The following is a 14678-nucleotide window of genomic DNA, read 5'->3' as shown; positions in this document are numbered from 1 at the left end:
GATCGCCAGCGGCGCCGCGATGCGCACGCGCTCGACGCGCTGGCGCGGCTCGCCGCCGACGGGTTGCCGTCGAGCGCGTTCGATGCGGCGCTCGCCGTCTATGCGCGTGGCGCATTCGAGCAGATGGGACGCATGGAAGGCGTGATTTTCCCGGCCGCGCGGCGCTATCTGGTCGACGCCGACTGGAACGAACTGGATGCACCCCCGGCGAGCGGCGCAAGCGCGACGCCGCCGGGCGCGGACGAACCTGACGATGCGTGACACGCATCCGACTGAATACCTACGGAGAACAAGATGGCACATGCAGTGCGATTCCACGAAACCGGCGGCCCCGACGTGCTGCGCTGGGAAGAAGTCGACGTCGGCGATCCGGGCCCCGGCCAGGTGCGCCTGCGGCACGAGGCGGTCGGCCTGAACTTCGCCGACACGTATTTTCGCAGCGGCCTGTATCCGGTTGCGCTGCCGGCCGGCATCGGCGTCGAGGCGGCCGGCGTGGTCGAGGCCCTCGGTCCCGGCGTGACGAACGTCGCCGTGGGCGACCGCGTGACCTACACCGGCTTCCTGAACACGCTCGGCGCGTACAGCACCGAGCGGCTGATCGCGGCCGCGCCCCTCGTCAGGCTGCCGGCCGGCATCGCATGCGAAACGGCCGCGGCGATGACGATGCGCGGGCTCACGTCGGCCTACCTGCTGCGCCGCATTCATGCGTTCGCGCCGGGCGACACGATCCTGCTGCATGCGGCAGCGGGCGGCGTCGGGCTGATCGTGTCGCAGTGGGCGAAGCTGCTCGGGCTCACGGTGATCGGCACCGTGTCGAGCGAACACAAGGCGGCGGTCGCCCGGGCGCACGGCTGCGACCACACGATCGACTACAGCCGCGAGGATGTCGCGAAACGCGTGCGCGAACTGACCGGCGGCGCCGGCGTCGACGTCGTGTTCGACAGCGTCGGCAAGGACACCTTCGAAGGTTCGCTCGATTCGCTGAAGCGGCGCGGGCTGATGGTCTGCGTCGGCACCGCATCGGGCCCGATCCCGCCGTTCGATCCGCAGCGCCTCGCGATGAAGGGCTCGCTGTACCTGACGCGCCCGGCGCTGGCCGACTACATCGCCGATCCGGCCGAGAAGAACGACCTGGCCGGCGAACTGTTCGCGCACGTCGCGGCCGGCCGCATCCGGATCGGGATCAACCAGCGCTATGCGCTGCAGGACGCGGCGCAGGCGCACCGCGACCTCGAGTCGCGCAAGACGACCGGCTCGTCGGTATTCATCGTCTGAGGAGACGCGCATGCGAGTCGAACCCCTGACCTGTGCGATCGGCGCGGAACTGCTGGACGTGAGCCTCGCCGACGCCGTGCACGACGACGGCCTGTTCGCCGAAATCCGCACGCAGTTGCTGCGCCATCGCGTGCTGTTCCTGCGCAACCAGGACATCACGCGTGCCGAGCACGTCGCGTTCGCGCGCCGCTTCGGCGAACTCGAGGATCACCCGGTCGCTGGCAGCGATCCGGAGCATCCGGGACTCGTGCGGATCTACAAGTCGCCCGACCAGCCGAACGACCGCTACGAGAATGCGTGGCACAGCGATGCGAGCTGGCGCGTGGCGCCGCCGTTCGGCTGTGTGCTGCGCTGCATCGACGGTCCGCCGGTTGGCGGCGACACGATGTGGGCGAACATGGTGCTCGCGTACGAGAACCTGCCGGACCACGTGAAGCAGCAGATCGCGGACTTGCGCGCACGCCACAGCATCGAGGCGAGCTTCGGCGCGGCGATGCCGATCGACAAGCGCCTCGCGTTGAAGGCGCAGTATCCGGATGCCGAGCATCCGGTCGTGCGCACGCATCCCGAAACGGGCGAGAAGGTGCTGTACGTGAATGCGTTCACGACGCATTTCACCAACTTCCACACACCGGGGCGCGTGCGCGTCGGGCAGGACGCAAACCCCGGCGCCGGCCAGCTGCTGCACTACCTGATCAGCCAGGCGATGATCCCCGAATACCAGGTGCGCTGGCGCTGGAAGAAGAACAGCGTCGCGATCTGGGACAACCGCGCCACCCAGCATTACGCGGTGATGGACTACCCGCCGTGCGTGCGGCGGATGGAGCGCGCGGGCATCGTCGGCGACGTGCCGTTCTGAGCACGAGCGCACCGTAACCGATCCGCAACCGATACAACGCGCCGGGCTCGCCGCCCGGCACGGCGGGATACGCACGCCCGTACGCCCGAAACACAACGATTTCCACTGGAGGACGACATGCAATTTTTCGACGATTCGCTGCACCCGGAAAACCAGGACAAGGTTGTCATCACGGTCGCGCCGTACGGCCCCGAATGGATGCCCGCCGATTTTCCGGAAGACATTCCGGTGACGATGGACGAGCACGTGCAGAAGGCCGTCGACTGCTACAACGCGGGCGCGACGGTGCTGCACATGCATGTGCGCGAACTCGACGGCAAGGGCAGCAAGCGGCTGTCGAAGTTCAACGAGCTGCTCGGCCGGCTGCGCGAGGCCGTGCCCGACATGATCCTGCAGGTCGGCGGCTCGATTTCGTTCGCGCCGGAAGGCGAGGGCGCCGACGCGAAATGGCTGTCCGACGACACGCGCCACATGCTCGCCGAGCTGACGCCGAAGCCTGACCAGGTGACGGTCGCGATCAACACCGTGCAGATGAACATCACCGAGCTGATGAACCGCCAGGACATCGCCGGCACGTCGCTGAACGAACCCGCGCTGTGGGATGCGTACCGCGAGATGACGGTGCCGGCCGGCCCCGGCTGGGTCGACGAACACCTGCGCCGCCTGCAGGCGGCCGGCATCCAGCCGCATTTCCAGCTCACTGGCATGCATGCGCTCGAAACGCTCGAACGGATCATCCGCCGCGGCGTCTATCGCGGCCCGCTGAACGTCACGTGGGTCGGCATCGGCGGCGGCTTCGACGGCCCGAATCCGTATAACTTCATGGAATTCGTGCGGCGCTGCCCGGACGGCGCGTGCATCACGTTCGAATCGCTGATGAAGAACGTACTGCCGATCAACACGATCGCGATGGCGCTGGGCCTGCATCCGCGCTGCGGGATCGAGGACACGATCATCGATCAGAAGGGCAACCGGATGACGTCGGTGCAGCAGGTCGAGCAGTGCGTGCGGATTGCGCGCGAACTCGGCCGCGACATCGCGACCGGCAAGGAGGCGAAGGCGATCTACAAGATCGGCGTGCAGTACGACGGCGTCGACGAGACGCTCGCGCGGCTCGGGATGGCGCCGAACCGCCGGCCGGGCCAGGCGAGCGTGCCGCTGCGCGCGGCCTGACGCGCCGCGCATCCGGGTAGCGGCCTTGGTGGCCGCCGCCCGCCGATCGTTGTGGCGTGGCACCCACCCCTGCGCACGGCGCGGGGGCTGACTCCGGTCAACGGAGCGGGGCCACGCAAGCCGCGCCGGAGCACGACCCCACCGGTGCCGGAGGAGACACGCATGCTGATTCATCACGTCGAGCCGTCGCTGCAGGAGGCGGCCGCCACCGGCCGGCGCGCGCCGGCCTATGCCTGGCTCGTGTTCGGGCTGACCGTCGGCCTGCTGCTGTCGGACTACATGTCGCGGCAGGTGCTCAACGCCGTGTTTCCGCTGCTCAAGCACGCGTGGGGGCTGTCGGACACGCAGCTCGGCTCGCTGTCCGGCGTCGTCGCGCTGCTGGTCGGGCTGCTGACGTTTCCGTTGTCGGTGCTCGCCGACCGCTTCGGCCGCGTGCGCAGCATCGTGCTGATGGCCGCGCTGTGGAGCGTCGCGACGCTCGGCTGCGCGCTGTCCACCAATTACGCCGAAATGCTCGTGGCGCGCGGCCTCGTCGGGCTCGGCGAAGCCGCGTACGGCAGCGTCGGCGTTGCCCTGATCCTCAGCATCTTTCCGGCCCGCCTGCGCGCGACGCTGACCGGCGCGTTCATGGCCGGCGGCGCCTTCGGCTCGGTGTTCGGGATGGCGCTCGGCGGATTGGTCGGCGCGCATCTCGGCTGGCGCTGGTCGTTCGGCGTGATGGCCGCGCTCGGCATCGTGCTCCTCGTCGCGTACCGCGGCGTCGTCACCGAACGGCGGCTCGCGGCGTGCCGCGTGGAACCGTGCCGGCCCCATCCCGATGCGCCGCGCGACCTGCGCGGCAGCGTGCGCGTGCTGATGTCGGGGCTGTTCGCGTCGCGTTCGGTGATCTGCGCATATGTCGGCAGCGGGCTGCATCTGTTCGTGCCCGGCGCGCTGTTCGCGTGGCTGCCGAGCTACCTGAACCGCTATTACGCGATGGCGCCCGACCGCGCCGCCGTGCTCGCGGCCGGCTTCGTGCTGCTGTCGGGCGTCGGGATGGTTGGCTGCGGGATCGTCACCGATCGCGTCGGGCGTGCCGACGGCGCGCACAAATGGCTGACCGCGATCGCGTATTGCGTGCTGACGGGCGTGTGCCTCGCGATCGCGTTCCGGCTGCCGCCCGGTCCGCTGCAGCTTGCGCTGATCTGCGCGGGCATGCTGGTCGGCGCGGGGGCGTCCGGTGCCTCGGGCGCGATGGTCGCGAACCTGACGCCCGCCGCGATCCATGCGTCGGCGTTCGCGACGCTCACGCTCGCCAACAACCTGCTCGGCATGGCGCCGGGCCCGCTGCTGACGGGGTGGGTCGCCGATCGCGCCGGTCTCGTCGGCGCACTGCAATGGATTCCCGCCGTGCCGCTCGCGGCCGCCGTGCTGTTCGCGATCGGACGCGCGAGCTACTCGGCCGATATCGCGCGCGTCGAACGCGAACGACGCGCATCCCGTCTTTCCTGAACCTTTGAACCGAACCCTCCCGGAGGCTGCATGACCCTCGCGACCGCACCCACCATCCTGATCGTGCCCGGCTTGCGCGATCACGTCGAAGACCACTGGCAGACGCATCTGCAACGACGCCTGCCGAACGCGCGCGCCGTCGCGCCGCTCGAAGCCGACAAGCTGAGCCGCGCGGCGCGCGTCGCGGCGCTCGATGCGGCGCTGGCCGCGATCGACGGCCCCGTGATTCTCGTCGCGCACAGCGCGGGCGTGATGATCGTCGTGCATTGGGCGCTGCAGGCCACGCGTGCGATCCAGGGCGCGCTGCTCGCCGCGCCGGCCGATCTCGATACGCCGATGCCCGCAGGCTATCCGGCGCCCGATGCGATTGACTCGCATGGCTGGACGCCGGTGCCGACCCGGCCGCTGCCGTTTCCGAGCATCGTGGCCGCGAGCCGCAACGATCCGCTTGCGCGCTTCGAACGCGCCGAGGCGTTCGCGGCGGGGTGGGGCAGCAAGCTCGTCGATCTCGGCGACGTCGGGCACCTGAACCCGGCGTCGGGATATGGCGAGTGGCATGACGCGGAGCGGCTGATCGGGGAGGTGATCGCGCTCCGTGCGGCCTGAGCGGCCTGAGCGCGCTCAACGCATCGCAACACGGCGCGCAGGATTTCATGCCTGCGCGTCCGCGTGAACAGATTCCATGTCAGCGTCGATTGATATACGACGTCCTAACACGCCGCTTGTCCGTTGCACTGTCGCGCCGCGAAATCGGTCAATCAGCCAATCGTTGGTGAACGGAAGGTTTTTGTCAGGGAAAGTCCCGCCCCGCGCCGCTCGGTTTTTTGTTGACCGACATCGTATAACGCCGTCATGATTCCCCGAAAGAAAGGTCCCATCCACCGACCGAAGCGAGGAGACATGAACACCACCACGATCGCGCGCCGTGTCCGCCGGATCACCCTGGCGCTGGGCCTGACGCTGTCGGCCGCGGCCGCCGTCGCGGCCCCCGTGTCGCTGAATGTCGTCGACGTCGCGGGCAACCTGCAGCTCACGCGGGGTGCCATCGAGGCGTTCAGGGAGAAGAACCCGAATCTCGTGTCGAGCGTTACGTTCACGAACGCGCCCGCGCCGCAACTGCCGGGCAAGATCAAGGCCATGCAGGCGGCGGGGCGTTCCGACATCGACCTCGTGCTGACGGGCACCGATGCACTGGCCGCCGGCATCGAGCAGAACCTGTGGATGAAGCTGCTGCCCGACAACGCGGGCGCCTTCCCCGGCGTGCTCGACAAGTACGCGCCCGGTCCGCGCAAGATGCAGGATGTCGCGCAGGGCTTCGGCCTCGAAGTCACCTACATGCCGGCCGGCCCGCTGCTCGAATACAACCCGGCGAAAGTCAGCGATCCACCTAAGACGCCCGCCCAACTGCTCGCATGGTGCAAGGCGCATCCGAACAAGCTGATCTACGCGCGCCCGGCGAACTCGGGCCCCGGCCGCACGTTCCTGATGGGGCTGCCGTACGTGCTGGGCGACAAGAACCCGCAGGATCCGATCAACGGCTGGGACAAGACCTGGGCGTTCCTGAAGCAGCTCAACGACTGCGTCCCGTATTACCCGGGCGGCACGTCGGCCGTGATGAAGGAGCTCGGCGAGGGCACGCGCGACATGACCGTGACCGTCACCGGCTGGGACCTCAACCCGCGCGCGCTCGGCATCGTGCCGGCCGACTTCCGGATCCAGGCGTTCGACGACATGACGTGGGTCAACGACGCGCACTACATGGTGATCCCCAAGGGCGTGCCGAAGGAGAAGCTCGACGTGCTGTTCAAGCTGATGAACTTCCTGCTCGAACCGGCACAGCAGGCGATGACCTACGACGACGGCTACTTCTATCCGGGCCCGGCGGTGAAGGGCGTGACGCTCGAGATGGCGCCCGCGCACAGCCAGGAGGTGGTCAGGAAATTCGGCCGCCCCGAGTACGCGAAGCTGCTCGCGGATCGTCCGCACGTGCAGCCGCTCAACGCGCAGGCGATGGTCGCCGCGTTCCAGAAGTGGGACCGCGAGATCGGTTCGCAGAAGTCGAAATGACGCATGAACCCGCGGGCGCTGCGGCGCCCGCGCCGACGGAGTTCGCGTAATGAAGCACAGTTTCGAACGGTTGCGGCTCGACGGCGTGTGCCGCAGCTTCACGAATGCGCAGGGGGCGCAGGTCGCCGCACTGGACGGGCTCGATCTCGACATCCGGCGCGGCGAGTTCATCGCGCTGCTCGGCCCGTCGGGCTGCGGCAAGTCGACCGCGCTGAACTGCATCGCCGGGCTGCAGCCGCTCACGCGCGGCGGCATCTGGCTCGACGACACGCGCATCGACGTGCTGCCGCCCGAGCGCCGCGGCTTCGGGATGGTGTTCCAGAACTACGCGCTGTTTCCGCACATGTCGGTGCTCGACAACGTCGGCTTCGGACTGAAGATGCGCGGCGTGCCGAAGCAGGAAACGCGGCGGCGCGCGCAGCAGGCGCTCGAACTCGTGCAGCTCGTCGGCCACGAGGGCAAGCTGCCGGGGCAGCTGTCGGGCGGGCAGCAGCAGCGCGTCGCGATCGCGCGCGCGATCGTCATCGAGCCGCCGCTGGTACTGATGGACGAGCCGCTGTCGAACCTCGACACGAAGCTGCGCATCGAGATGCGCGCCGAGATCCGCCGCATCCATACGCAGCTCGAACGCGCGACGATCTACGTGACGCACGACCAGGACGAGGCGCTGTCGATGGCCGACCGGATCGTCGTGATGAAGGAGGGCGTCGTGCAGCAGGTCGCGTCGCCGAAGGACGTGTACACGCGCCCGCACAACCTGCACGTCGCGCGCTTCATGGGCTATCGCAACGTGCTGCCATGTACGCTCGAAGGGATGGCCGGCGACTACGTGAACGTCGCCGCCGCCGGCGTGCGCATCACCGGCGTGCCGATGGCCGGCTTCGACGACAAGGACGTCGTGGTCGCGCTGCGTCCCGACGACATCGAGCGTGCGGAAGCCGGCGCCGACAACGCGTTCGACGCGACCGTCGAAACGGTCGAGTACGGCGGCCGCGATTCGCTGATCCGTGCGATCACGCCGTTCGGCTCGATCTGGGCGCGGGTCGCCGGCGAATTCGTGGAAGGCGAGCGGCTGCGGCTGCGGGTGGCGCCGGCGCGCACGCTCGTCTATGCAGGAGACGCGCAATGAACGGCCGCCGCGCCGCATGCGCGGCAGCGCGCCGGCGGGAGGCCGCATGAGCACGCTCGCGACCGGCGGCACGCCGCGCGACGCGAAGGCGTGGCTCGTCACGCCCGCGCTCGCGTTCATCGTCGCGCTGTTCATCTATCCGTTCGCCTATGGCCTCGTGCTGTCGTTCCAGCCGATGAACGGCGGCGGCGCGCTCGCGAACTACGTGCAGTTCTTCACCGACACCGCGATGTGGCCGACCGTGCTCGTCACGCTGAAGCTCGCGGTGCCGGCCACGCTGATCAACGTCGGTATCTCGGTGCCGGTCGCGTTCGCGCTGCGCCGCAGCTCGCCGTACCAGAAGTTCGTCACCACGCTGCTCGTGATTCCGATCACGCTCGGCACGGTGCTCGTCGCCGACGGGATGCTCACGTACTTCGGCCCGAACGGCTGGTTCCCGCAGGCGCTGCAGGGGCTGCACCTGTACACCGACGAAGTGCGCCTCACGCACAACTACTGGGGCGTGCTGCTGTCGCTGATCGTGTCGGGCTTTCCGTTCGCGTTCCTGCTGATGCTGTCGTACATCAGCGGCATCGACCCGACGCTCGCGCGCGCCGCGGCCACGCTCGGCGCGAACCCGTGGCAGCAGTTCCGGCGGATCTACCTGCCGCTGCTCGTGCCGGGGCTCACGATGGCCGCGTGCCTGTCGTTCGTGCAGGCGTTTTCCGTGTTCCCGTCGGCCGTGCTGCTCGGCGCGCCGGCCGGGCCGACGCGCGTGATCTCGATCGCGGCCGCCGAAGCCGCGTTCGAGAGCTACGACTATTCGCTCGCGTCGGCGATCGCGATCGTGATGGGCTTCGTGCAGTTGCTGGTGGTCGCGTCGATGCTCGGCGCGCGCCGCTTCTTCTATGCGGGGCCGGTGACAGGGGGCAAGGGCTGATGGCGACCGACAATCATGCCGCGCCGGCCTGGCCGCCGAAGCAGGACGCGCCCGATGCCCGCCCCGTCAACGCGAGGACACCGCAGAAGATGAGAAGCAACCTCGCCGGCCGGGCATGGAAAGCCCTCGTGTGGGGGCTGATGGCGTTCTTCCTGCTGAACGTGATGCTGCTGATCGCGACCGTCGCGGTGAACTCGGTCGCGACGCGCTGGTTCGGCACGCCGCTGCCGCAGGGCTTCACGCTGCACTGGTACGCGAAGGCGTGGGAAGACTTCCAGCTCGCGAGCGTGCTGTGGGTGACGATCGAAGTGGTGGGCGCGGTCGTGCTGCTGTCGGTCGCGCTCGGCGTGCCGGCCGCCTATGCGCTCGCGCGCGTGCAGTTCCGCGGCAAGCGCTTCGCGCTGCTGGTGTTCCTGCTGCCGCTGATGGTGCCGCCCGTCACCTACGGGATCCCGATGGCGACCGTGATGTACAAGGTCGGGCTCGCCGGCACGCTGCCGGGCGTGATCCTCGCGAACCTCGTGCCGGCGCTGCCGTTCGTGATCCTCGTGATGACGCCGTTCATCGAGCAGATCGACCCGAATCTCGAGGCCGCCGCGCGCATCTTTGGCGCGAACACGTGGCGCTATTTCCGCTACGTGCTGCTGCCGCTGCTGGTGCCCGGCATGCTCGCGGCCGCGCTGCTCGTGCTCGTGCGCACGATCGGGATGTTCGAGCTGACCTTCTTCACCGCCGGCCCGAGCACGCAGACGCTCGTCGTCGCGCTGTATTACGCGGTGTTCTCGACCGGCGTGCGCGCGCCGCAGTCGATCGACGCGATGGCGATGATCTACATGGCCATCACGCTGGTGTGGGTCGTGATCGCGCTGCAGTTCGTGAGCCCGACGCAGCTCGTCAGCCGCGTGAAGCAGGAGCGGCAGTAAGCGCGAAGGAAAGCGGCGGGGGAGTGACGCGGGCGCGCCGTGCCGTGCGGGCCGTCCGTGCTTGCGCCAGCTTGCGTGCAATTCGTTACAAATGGATACCGCGAACGACGCGCCGACGTTGCAGACTACGCAGCGTACCGGCCCGGCGATGCGTTCACTGGCATCGCCGCATGCCGCCCGACGCTCACCCGACCCACGGAGTTCCATGAAGTTTCCCACGCTGCTGACGCTCGGCTGTGCCGCCACGCTGCTGGCCGCCTGCAACCTGCTCCACGACGGTCCCGGATCGAGCGACGTCGACGCCGCGGTGCGCCGCGCGCTCGAAGCGGAAAACCACGGCGGCCTGAACGCGCTGTTCGGCCAGCCGCTGCCCGTGTCGGCCGACGTGATTTCCGCGAAGCCCGACGGCGACTGCAGGAAGGTCCGCGAGCGCACCTACACGTGCGATGTCGTGGTCACGTGGCGCAACAACGATTACGCGCCGTCGCGAGCGAACCTGACCTTCGTGCAGGCCGCCGATGGGTCGTGGCAGACCTCGGGCGTCGACGCCGCCATCGCGACCGGCGCCGCCAAATCGCTGATCGACAAGATCGGCAAGGCATGGCCCGGCAACGCGGCCAGCGGCGCATCAGCGCCGCAGTAAGTCGTCCATCGCGCCTTCTGGCCTTCTGGCCTTCTATCGAATTTTCCGATTCTCCAGCACGACGGCCGCCGGCCCTCGTTCCAGCGGTTCGCGCACAGCTCGCTGCCCGGCCGGGCGGGCCTCGGCGCGGACCATCTCGGCATTCACCCGTCTCCGCTCAGAGCCGTCGACGCGGCGCAATCGCGCGGTCGGACTTGAACGGCGGCGGGAATCGACGAAGAAAAGAGGGTACGACCTGAGTGATGGACGGTATGCCGACATGAATATAGGGAAAACCCTTATTCTTCGTTATAATGTCGGCCTAGAAGAAAGGTCGAACCATGCCAGAACGTTTCCAACCCCTTGAAAAATTTGTGTTTTCCCTGGTCGTGATGTCCGCGGTCGTCTGCTCCGCCTTCCTGGCGTACGAGCGTCATCCCGAGATCAAGATCGCGCTGCACGAAGGCGAAGCGCTGATGCGCGAAAGCGCCAAGTATTCGGTCATCTGCTCGCCGTCCAAGGTCGATCCTTGCGTCGAGATGTCCGCTTACTGAAGCCTGCCCGTCCGCTGACGGCTCCCCGCTGATTCCCGCCGACGCGCGGCCGATGGCCGACACGCGCCGGCGGCGCGCATCGCGCACACGCGCGCACCGGTTCGGGCCGCGCGTCGTCTGAACACCGTCTCCCCGATTGTTCTATCCCGCTGCGGCGAGTTGTCTGCAACGCGTCGTCACGTTTTCCTGTCTTCATGTCCCCCGGAGTCGGGGCGTCGCCGCCGAGGTCAGGCGCGGCACACTGCCGCCTTCGTGCCTGCCGCGCTCAACCCGCCATCACCACATGCCGCGGCTCGCCGCGCGCAAACGCCGTGACGTTGTCGACGAGCTGGTCGGCCAGCGCCTGCATCGCCTCGTCGCTCGCCCACGCGACATGCGGCGTCAGGATGAACGCCGGATGCGACAGGATCGCGTGGAACGGATGCGCGTCCGGCAGCGGCTCCTGCGTGAGCACGTCGAAGCCCGCGCCCGCGATTTGCCCCGACTGCAGCGCGTCGACGAGCGCGCTTTCGTCCACGAGGCCGCCGCGCGCGGTATTGATCAGCAGCGGCCGGCGTGCCATCCGCGCGAAGGCGGCCGCGTCGATCAGGTTCCGCGTCGCCGGCGAGAGCGGGCAGTGCAGCGTGATCACGTCACTGTCGCGCAGCAGCGTGTCGAGCGGCACATGGTCGCCGCCCCGGGCGTCGTCGTGTGCGGCGAACAGCACGCGCATGCCGAGCGCGCGTGCGATGGCGGCCACCGCGCGGCCGAGCTCGCCGGCGCCGACGATGCCGAGCGTCGCGCCGGCCAGGTCGCGGATCGGATGATCGAAGAAGCAGAACTGTCCGCTGTCGAGCCAGCGTCCCGCGCGCACCGCGTCGCGATACGCGACGAGGCTGCGCCGCAGCGCGAAGATCAGCGCGAACGTATGCTCGGGCACCGTGCGCGCCGCATACCCGCGAATGTTGCTGACGACGATGCCGCGCGTCGCGCAGGCATCGAGATCGACGATGTCGGTGCCCGTCGCGGCGATCGCGATCATCCGCAACTGCGACGCATCGTCGAGCACCGCCGCGTCGAGCCGGACCTTGTTGGTCACGACGACGTCCGCGTCGGCGATACGCGCGGCCACTTCGTGCGCGGCCGTCCGTTCGAAGGTCTGGAGGTCGTGCGGAAACGGGAACGGCTTCAGCACGGTCCGCGGCGACAGCGTCGCGCGGTCCAGAAACACGATCTTCGCGGGAGAGGAGCTGGAAAACATGGTGGATCTCGCTGACGGGCGCCCGGCGGGCGCGCAACGGTAACGATTCTGCCCACGGCGCGCGTGATCGGGCTTGAGCATTGCGCGAGCGCGCTTTCCCGCGCGGAAAGGCAGCGCGGCGTTTTTCCGTTCTCCGCCGTGCATGCCTTTCCGTTCAGGAAAGGCTGGTTGAGCATCGATCGATTTTCGCCGGGCGCGAACGCCGTCATGATCGCCGTCATCGACAACACGATTTCATCGGAGACAGTCATGACGCGACCCCTGGACGGTATCCGCGTGCTGGAACTCGGCCAACTGATCGCCGGGCCGTTCGCGGGCCGGATGCTCGCCGAATTCGGCGCGGACGTGATCAAGGTCGAGCCGCCCGGCGTCGGCGACCCGCTGCGCAAATGGCGGCTGCTGCACGACGGCACGTCGGTCTGGTGGGCCGCGCAGTCGCGCAACAAGACGTCGCTCACGCTCGACCTGCGCACGCCCGAGGGGCAGGACGTCGTGCGCCGACTCGTCGCCGAGACCGACGTGCTGATCGAGAACTTCCGGCCCGGCACGCTCGAAGGCTGGGGGCTCGGCTGGGAGACGCTGTCCGCGATCAACCCGGGGCTCGTGATGCTGCGCGTGTCGGGCTTCGGGCAGACCGGCCCGTATCGCGACCGGCCCGGCTTCGGCGTAATCGCCGAGGCAATGGGCGGCCTGCGCCACCTGACCGGCGAACCGGGCCGCACGCCGGTGCGCGTCGGCGTATCGCTCGGCGATTCGCTGTCGGCGCTGCACGGCGTGATCGGCATCCTGCTCGCGCTGCGGCATCGCGAGCAGCAGGGCGGCAAAGGGCAGGTCGTCGACGTCGCGCTGTACGAATCCGTCTTCAACATGATGGAGAGCCTGCTGCCCGAATACTCGGCATTCGGCGCGGTACGCGAGGCGGCCGGCAGCAGCCTGCCCGGCATCGCGCCCACCAACGCGTACCGTTGCCGCGACGGCAAGTACGCACTGATCGCCGGCAACGGCGACAGCATCTTCCGGCGCCTGATGGAGCTGATCGGGCGTCCCGACCTCGGCCGCGACCCGGCGCTCGCGCACAACGACGGGCGCGTCGCGCAGGTCGCGCGCATCGACGCGGCGATCGGCGAATGGAGCGCGCTGCACGACCTCGACGACGTGCTCGCCGCGCTGAACGACGCACGCATCCCGTCCGGGCGCATCTACGACGTCGCGGACATCGCGGCCGATCCGCATTACCGCGCGCGCGACATGATCGTCGACGCCGCGCTGCCCGACGGCACGCCCGTGCTCGTGCCGGGCATCGTGCCGAAACTCGGCGCGACGCCGGGGCGCATCGAGCGTCCCGCACCCGCGCTCGGCGCCGATACCGACGCGGTACTCGAATCGATCGGCATCGATGCCACGACGCGCGACGCATGGCGCACGCGCGGCGTGATCTGAACCGGCCAGCGGAGCGACGACATGAACAAGCACCCCCAGCGACTCTATATCCACGAAGTCGCGACACGCGACGGTTTCCAGAATGAAGCGGCGTTCGTCGACACCGACGACAAGATCGCGCTCGTCGACGCATTGAGCGCGTGCGGTTACGCGAAGATCGAGGTCACGTCGTTCACGTCGCCGAAGGCGATCCCCGCGCTGCGCGACGCGGAGGCCGTGATGCACGGCATCGTGCGCGCGCCGGGCGTCGTCTATACGGTGCTCGTGCCGAACGTGCGCGGCGCGCAGCGCGCGCTGTCGTGCGGCGTCGACGAGGTGAACCTCGTGATGTCGATGAGCGAGAGCCACAACCGCGCGAACCTGCGGATGACCCGCGAGCAGTCGTTCGCCCAGCTGCGCGACGTGATCGACGCGGTGCGCGGCACTGGCGTCGCGATCAACGTGTCGCTGTCGACCGCGATGGGGTGTCCGATGGAAGGCGACGTGCGCGACGAAACCGTGCTCGCGTGGATGCAGCGCTTCGCGGATCTCGGCGTGCACGGCTTCACGCTGTGCGACACGACCGGCATGGCGTATCCGTCGCAGGTGCGCGAGCTGGCCGAACGCGCGCGCGAACGCTTCGGCGCGCTACAGCTCACGCTGCACTTTCACAACACGCGCGGGATGGCGCTCGCGAACACACTCGCCGCGCTCGACGCCGGCATCGACCGCTTCGACGCGTCGCTCGGCGGGCTCGGCGGCTGTCCGTACGCGCCGGGCGCGACCGGCAACGCATGCACCGAGGAGCTCGTGCACATGCTCGCGCTCGACGGCTACGATACCGGCATCGACCTCGCGGCCGTGCTCGCCGCCGCCGCACGGCTGCCTGCGCTGATCGGACATGACGTGCCGAGCCAGATCCTGAAGGCAGGCCGCCGCTCGGACCTGCATCCGCCGCCGCGCGCCGAAGCCGGTGACATGCCCGCGCAGCGGGCTTTCTCATGAAC

General features: G+C 68.8%; 14 protein-coding genes and 1 pseudogene. 14 read left to right on the top strand and 1 reads right to left on the bottom strand.

Annotated features, from left to right (window positions below; genetic code table 11):
* The 12 genes and pseudogenes from F3J14_RS14580 to F3J14_RS14525 all read left to right on the top strand — a co-directional run.
* A pseudogene (locus F3J14_RS14580) lies at nucleotides 1-261 on the top strand (universal stress protein); the annotation flags it as partial.
* A 33-nt stretch (nucleotides 262-294) separates the two neighbouring features.
* Complete coding sequence (locus tag F3J14_RS14575; protein ID WP_166723592.1) at nucleotides 295-1275, top strand: quinone oxidoreductase; 981 nt, start codon at nucleotides 295-297, stop codon at nucleotides 1273-1275.
* 10 nt (nucleotides 1276-1285) lie between these two features.
* Complete coding sequence (locus F3J14_RS14570; protein ID WP_166723591.1) at nucleotides 1286-2134, top strand: TauD/TfdA family dioxygenase; 849 nt, start codon at nucleotides 1286-1288, stop codon at nucleotides 2132-2134.
* Between the two features lie 117 nt (nucleotides 2135-2251).
* Nucleotides 2252-3307, top strand: a complete 1056-nt coding sequence (locus F3J14_RS14565; protein WP_166723590.1) for a 3-keto-5-aminohexanoate cleavage protein — start codon at nucleotides 2252-2254, stop codon at nucleotides 3305-3307.
* A 162-nt stretch (nucleotides 3308-3469) separates the two neighbouring features.
* The gene (locus F3J14_RS14560; protein WP_166723589.1) at nucleotides 3470-4798 is read left to right on the top strand and encodes an MFS transporter; all 1329 of its coding nucleotides are present in this window, start codon (nucleotides 3470-3472) and stop codon (nucleotides 4796-4798) included.
* Between the two features lie 30 nt (nucleotides 4799-4828).
* Nucleotides 4829-5404, top strand: coding sequence for an alpha/beta hydrolase (locus F3J14_RS14555; protein ID WP_166723588.1), 576 nt, complete (start codon nucleotides 4829-4831; stop codon nucleotides 5402-5404).
* 294 nt (nucleotides 5405-5698) lie between these two features.
* Nucleotides 5699-6865, top strand: coding sequence for an extracellular solute-binding protein (locus F3J14_RS14550; RefSeq protein WP_166723587.1), 1167 nt, complete (start codon nucleotides 5699-5701; stop codon nucleotides 6863-6865).
* Between the two features lie 49 nt (nucleotides 6866-6914).
* Nucleotides 6915-7994, top strand: a complete 1080-nt coding sequence (locus F3J14_RS14545; protein WP_166723586.1) for an ABC transporter ATP-binding protein — start codon at nucleotides 6915-6917, stop codon at nucleotides 7992-7994.
* Nucleotides 7995-8040: 46 nt separating this feature from the next.
* On the top strand, nucleotides 8041-8913 hold the full coding sequence (locus F3J14_RS14540) for a sugar ABC transporter permease (protein WP_166723585.1): 873 nt from the start codon (nucleotides 8041-8043) through the stop codon (nucleotides 8911-8913).
* Nucleotides 8913-9836, top strand: a complete 924-nt coding sequence (locus F3J14_RS14535; protein ID WP_166723584.1) for an ABC transporter permease — start codon at nucleotides 8913-8915, stop codon at nucleotides 9834-9836. Before F3J14_RS14540 ends, F3J14_RS14535 begins: the two co-directional genes overlap by 1 nt.
* A gap of 205 nt (nucleotides 9837-10041) precedes the next feature.
* Nucleotides 10042-10479, top strand: a complete 438-nt coding sequence (locus F3J14_RS14530) for a hypothetical protein (RefSeq protein ID WP_166723583.1) — start codon at nucleotides 10042-10044, stop codon at nucleotides 10477-10479.
* A gap of 320 nt (nucleotides 10480-10799) precedes the next feature.
* Complete coding sequence (locus F3J14_RS14525; protein ID WP_006753449.1) at nucleotides 10800-11012, top strand: hypothetical protein; 213 nt, start codon at nucleotides 10800-10802, stop codon at nucleotides 11010-11012.
* Between the two features lie 265 nt (nucleotides 11013-11277).
* On the opposite strand, the gene F3J14_RS14520 is transcribed toward F3J14_RS14525, so the two are convergent.
* Nucleotides 11278-12252 carry a D-2-hydroxyacid dehydrogenase gene (locus F3J14_RS14520; protein ID WP_166723582.1) on the bottom strand — a complete coding sequence of 325 codons (975 nt, stop codon included), beginning with the start codon at nucleotides 12250-12252 and terminating at the stop codon, nucleotides 11278-11280.
* Nucleotides 12253-12501: 249 nt separating this feature from the next.
* On the opposite strand from F3J14_RS14520, the gene F3J14_RS14515 reads away from it, so the two are divergent.
* Nucleotides 12502-13692, top strand: coding sequence for a CoA transferase (locus F3J14_RS14515; protein WP_166723581.1), 1191 nt, complete (start codon nucleotides 12502-12504; stop codon nucleotides 13690-13692).
* Nucleotides 13693-13713: 21 nt separating this feature from the next.
* Complete coding sequence (locus F3J14_RS14510) at nucleotides 13714-14676, top strand: hydroxymethylglutaryl-CoA lyase (protein ID WP_166723580.1); 963 nt, start codon at nucleotides 13714-13716, stop codon at nucleotides 14674-14676.
* The last annotated feature ends 2 nt before the right edge of the window (nucleotides 14677-14678 follow it).

Source organism: Burkholderia sp. Tr-862 (genome assembly GCF_011753085.1).
Taxonomy (GTDB): domain Bacteria; phylum Pseudomonadota; class Gammaproteobacteria; order Burkholderiales; family Burkholderiaceae; genus Burkholderia; species Burkholderia ambifaria.
The sequence above is the reverse complement of the archived record's forward strand: the minus strand, read 5'-3'. Positions and strand labels throughout refer to the sequence as shown.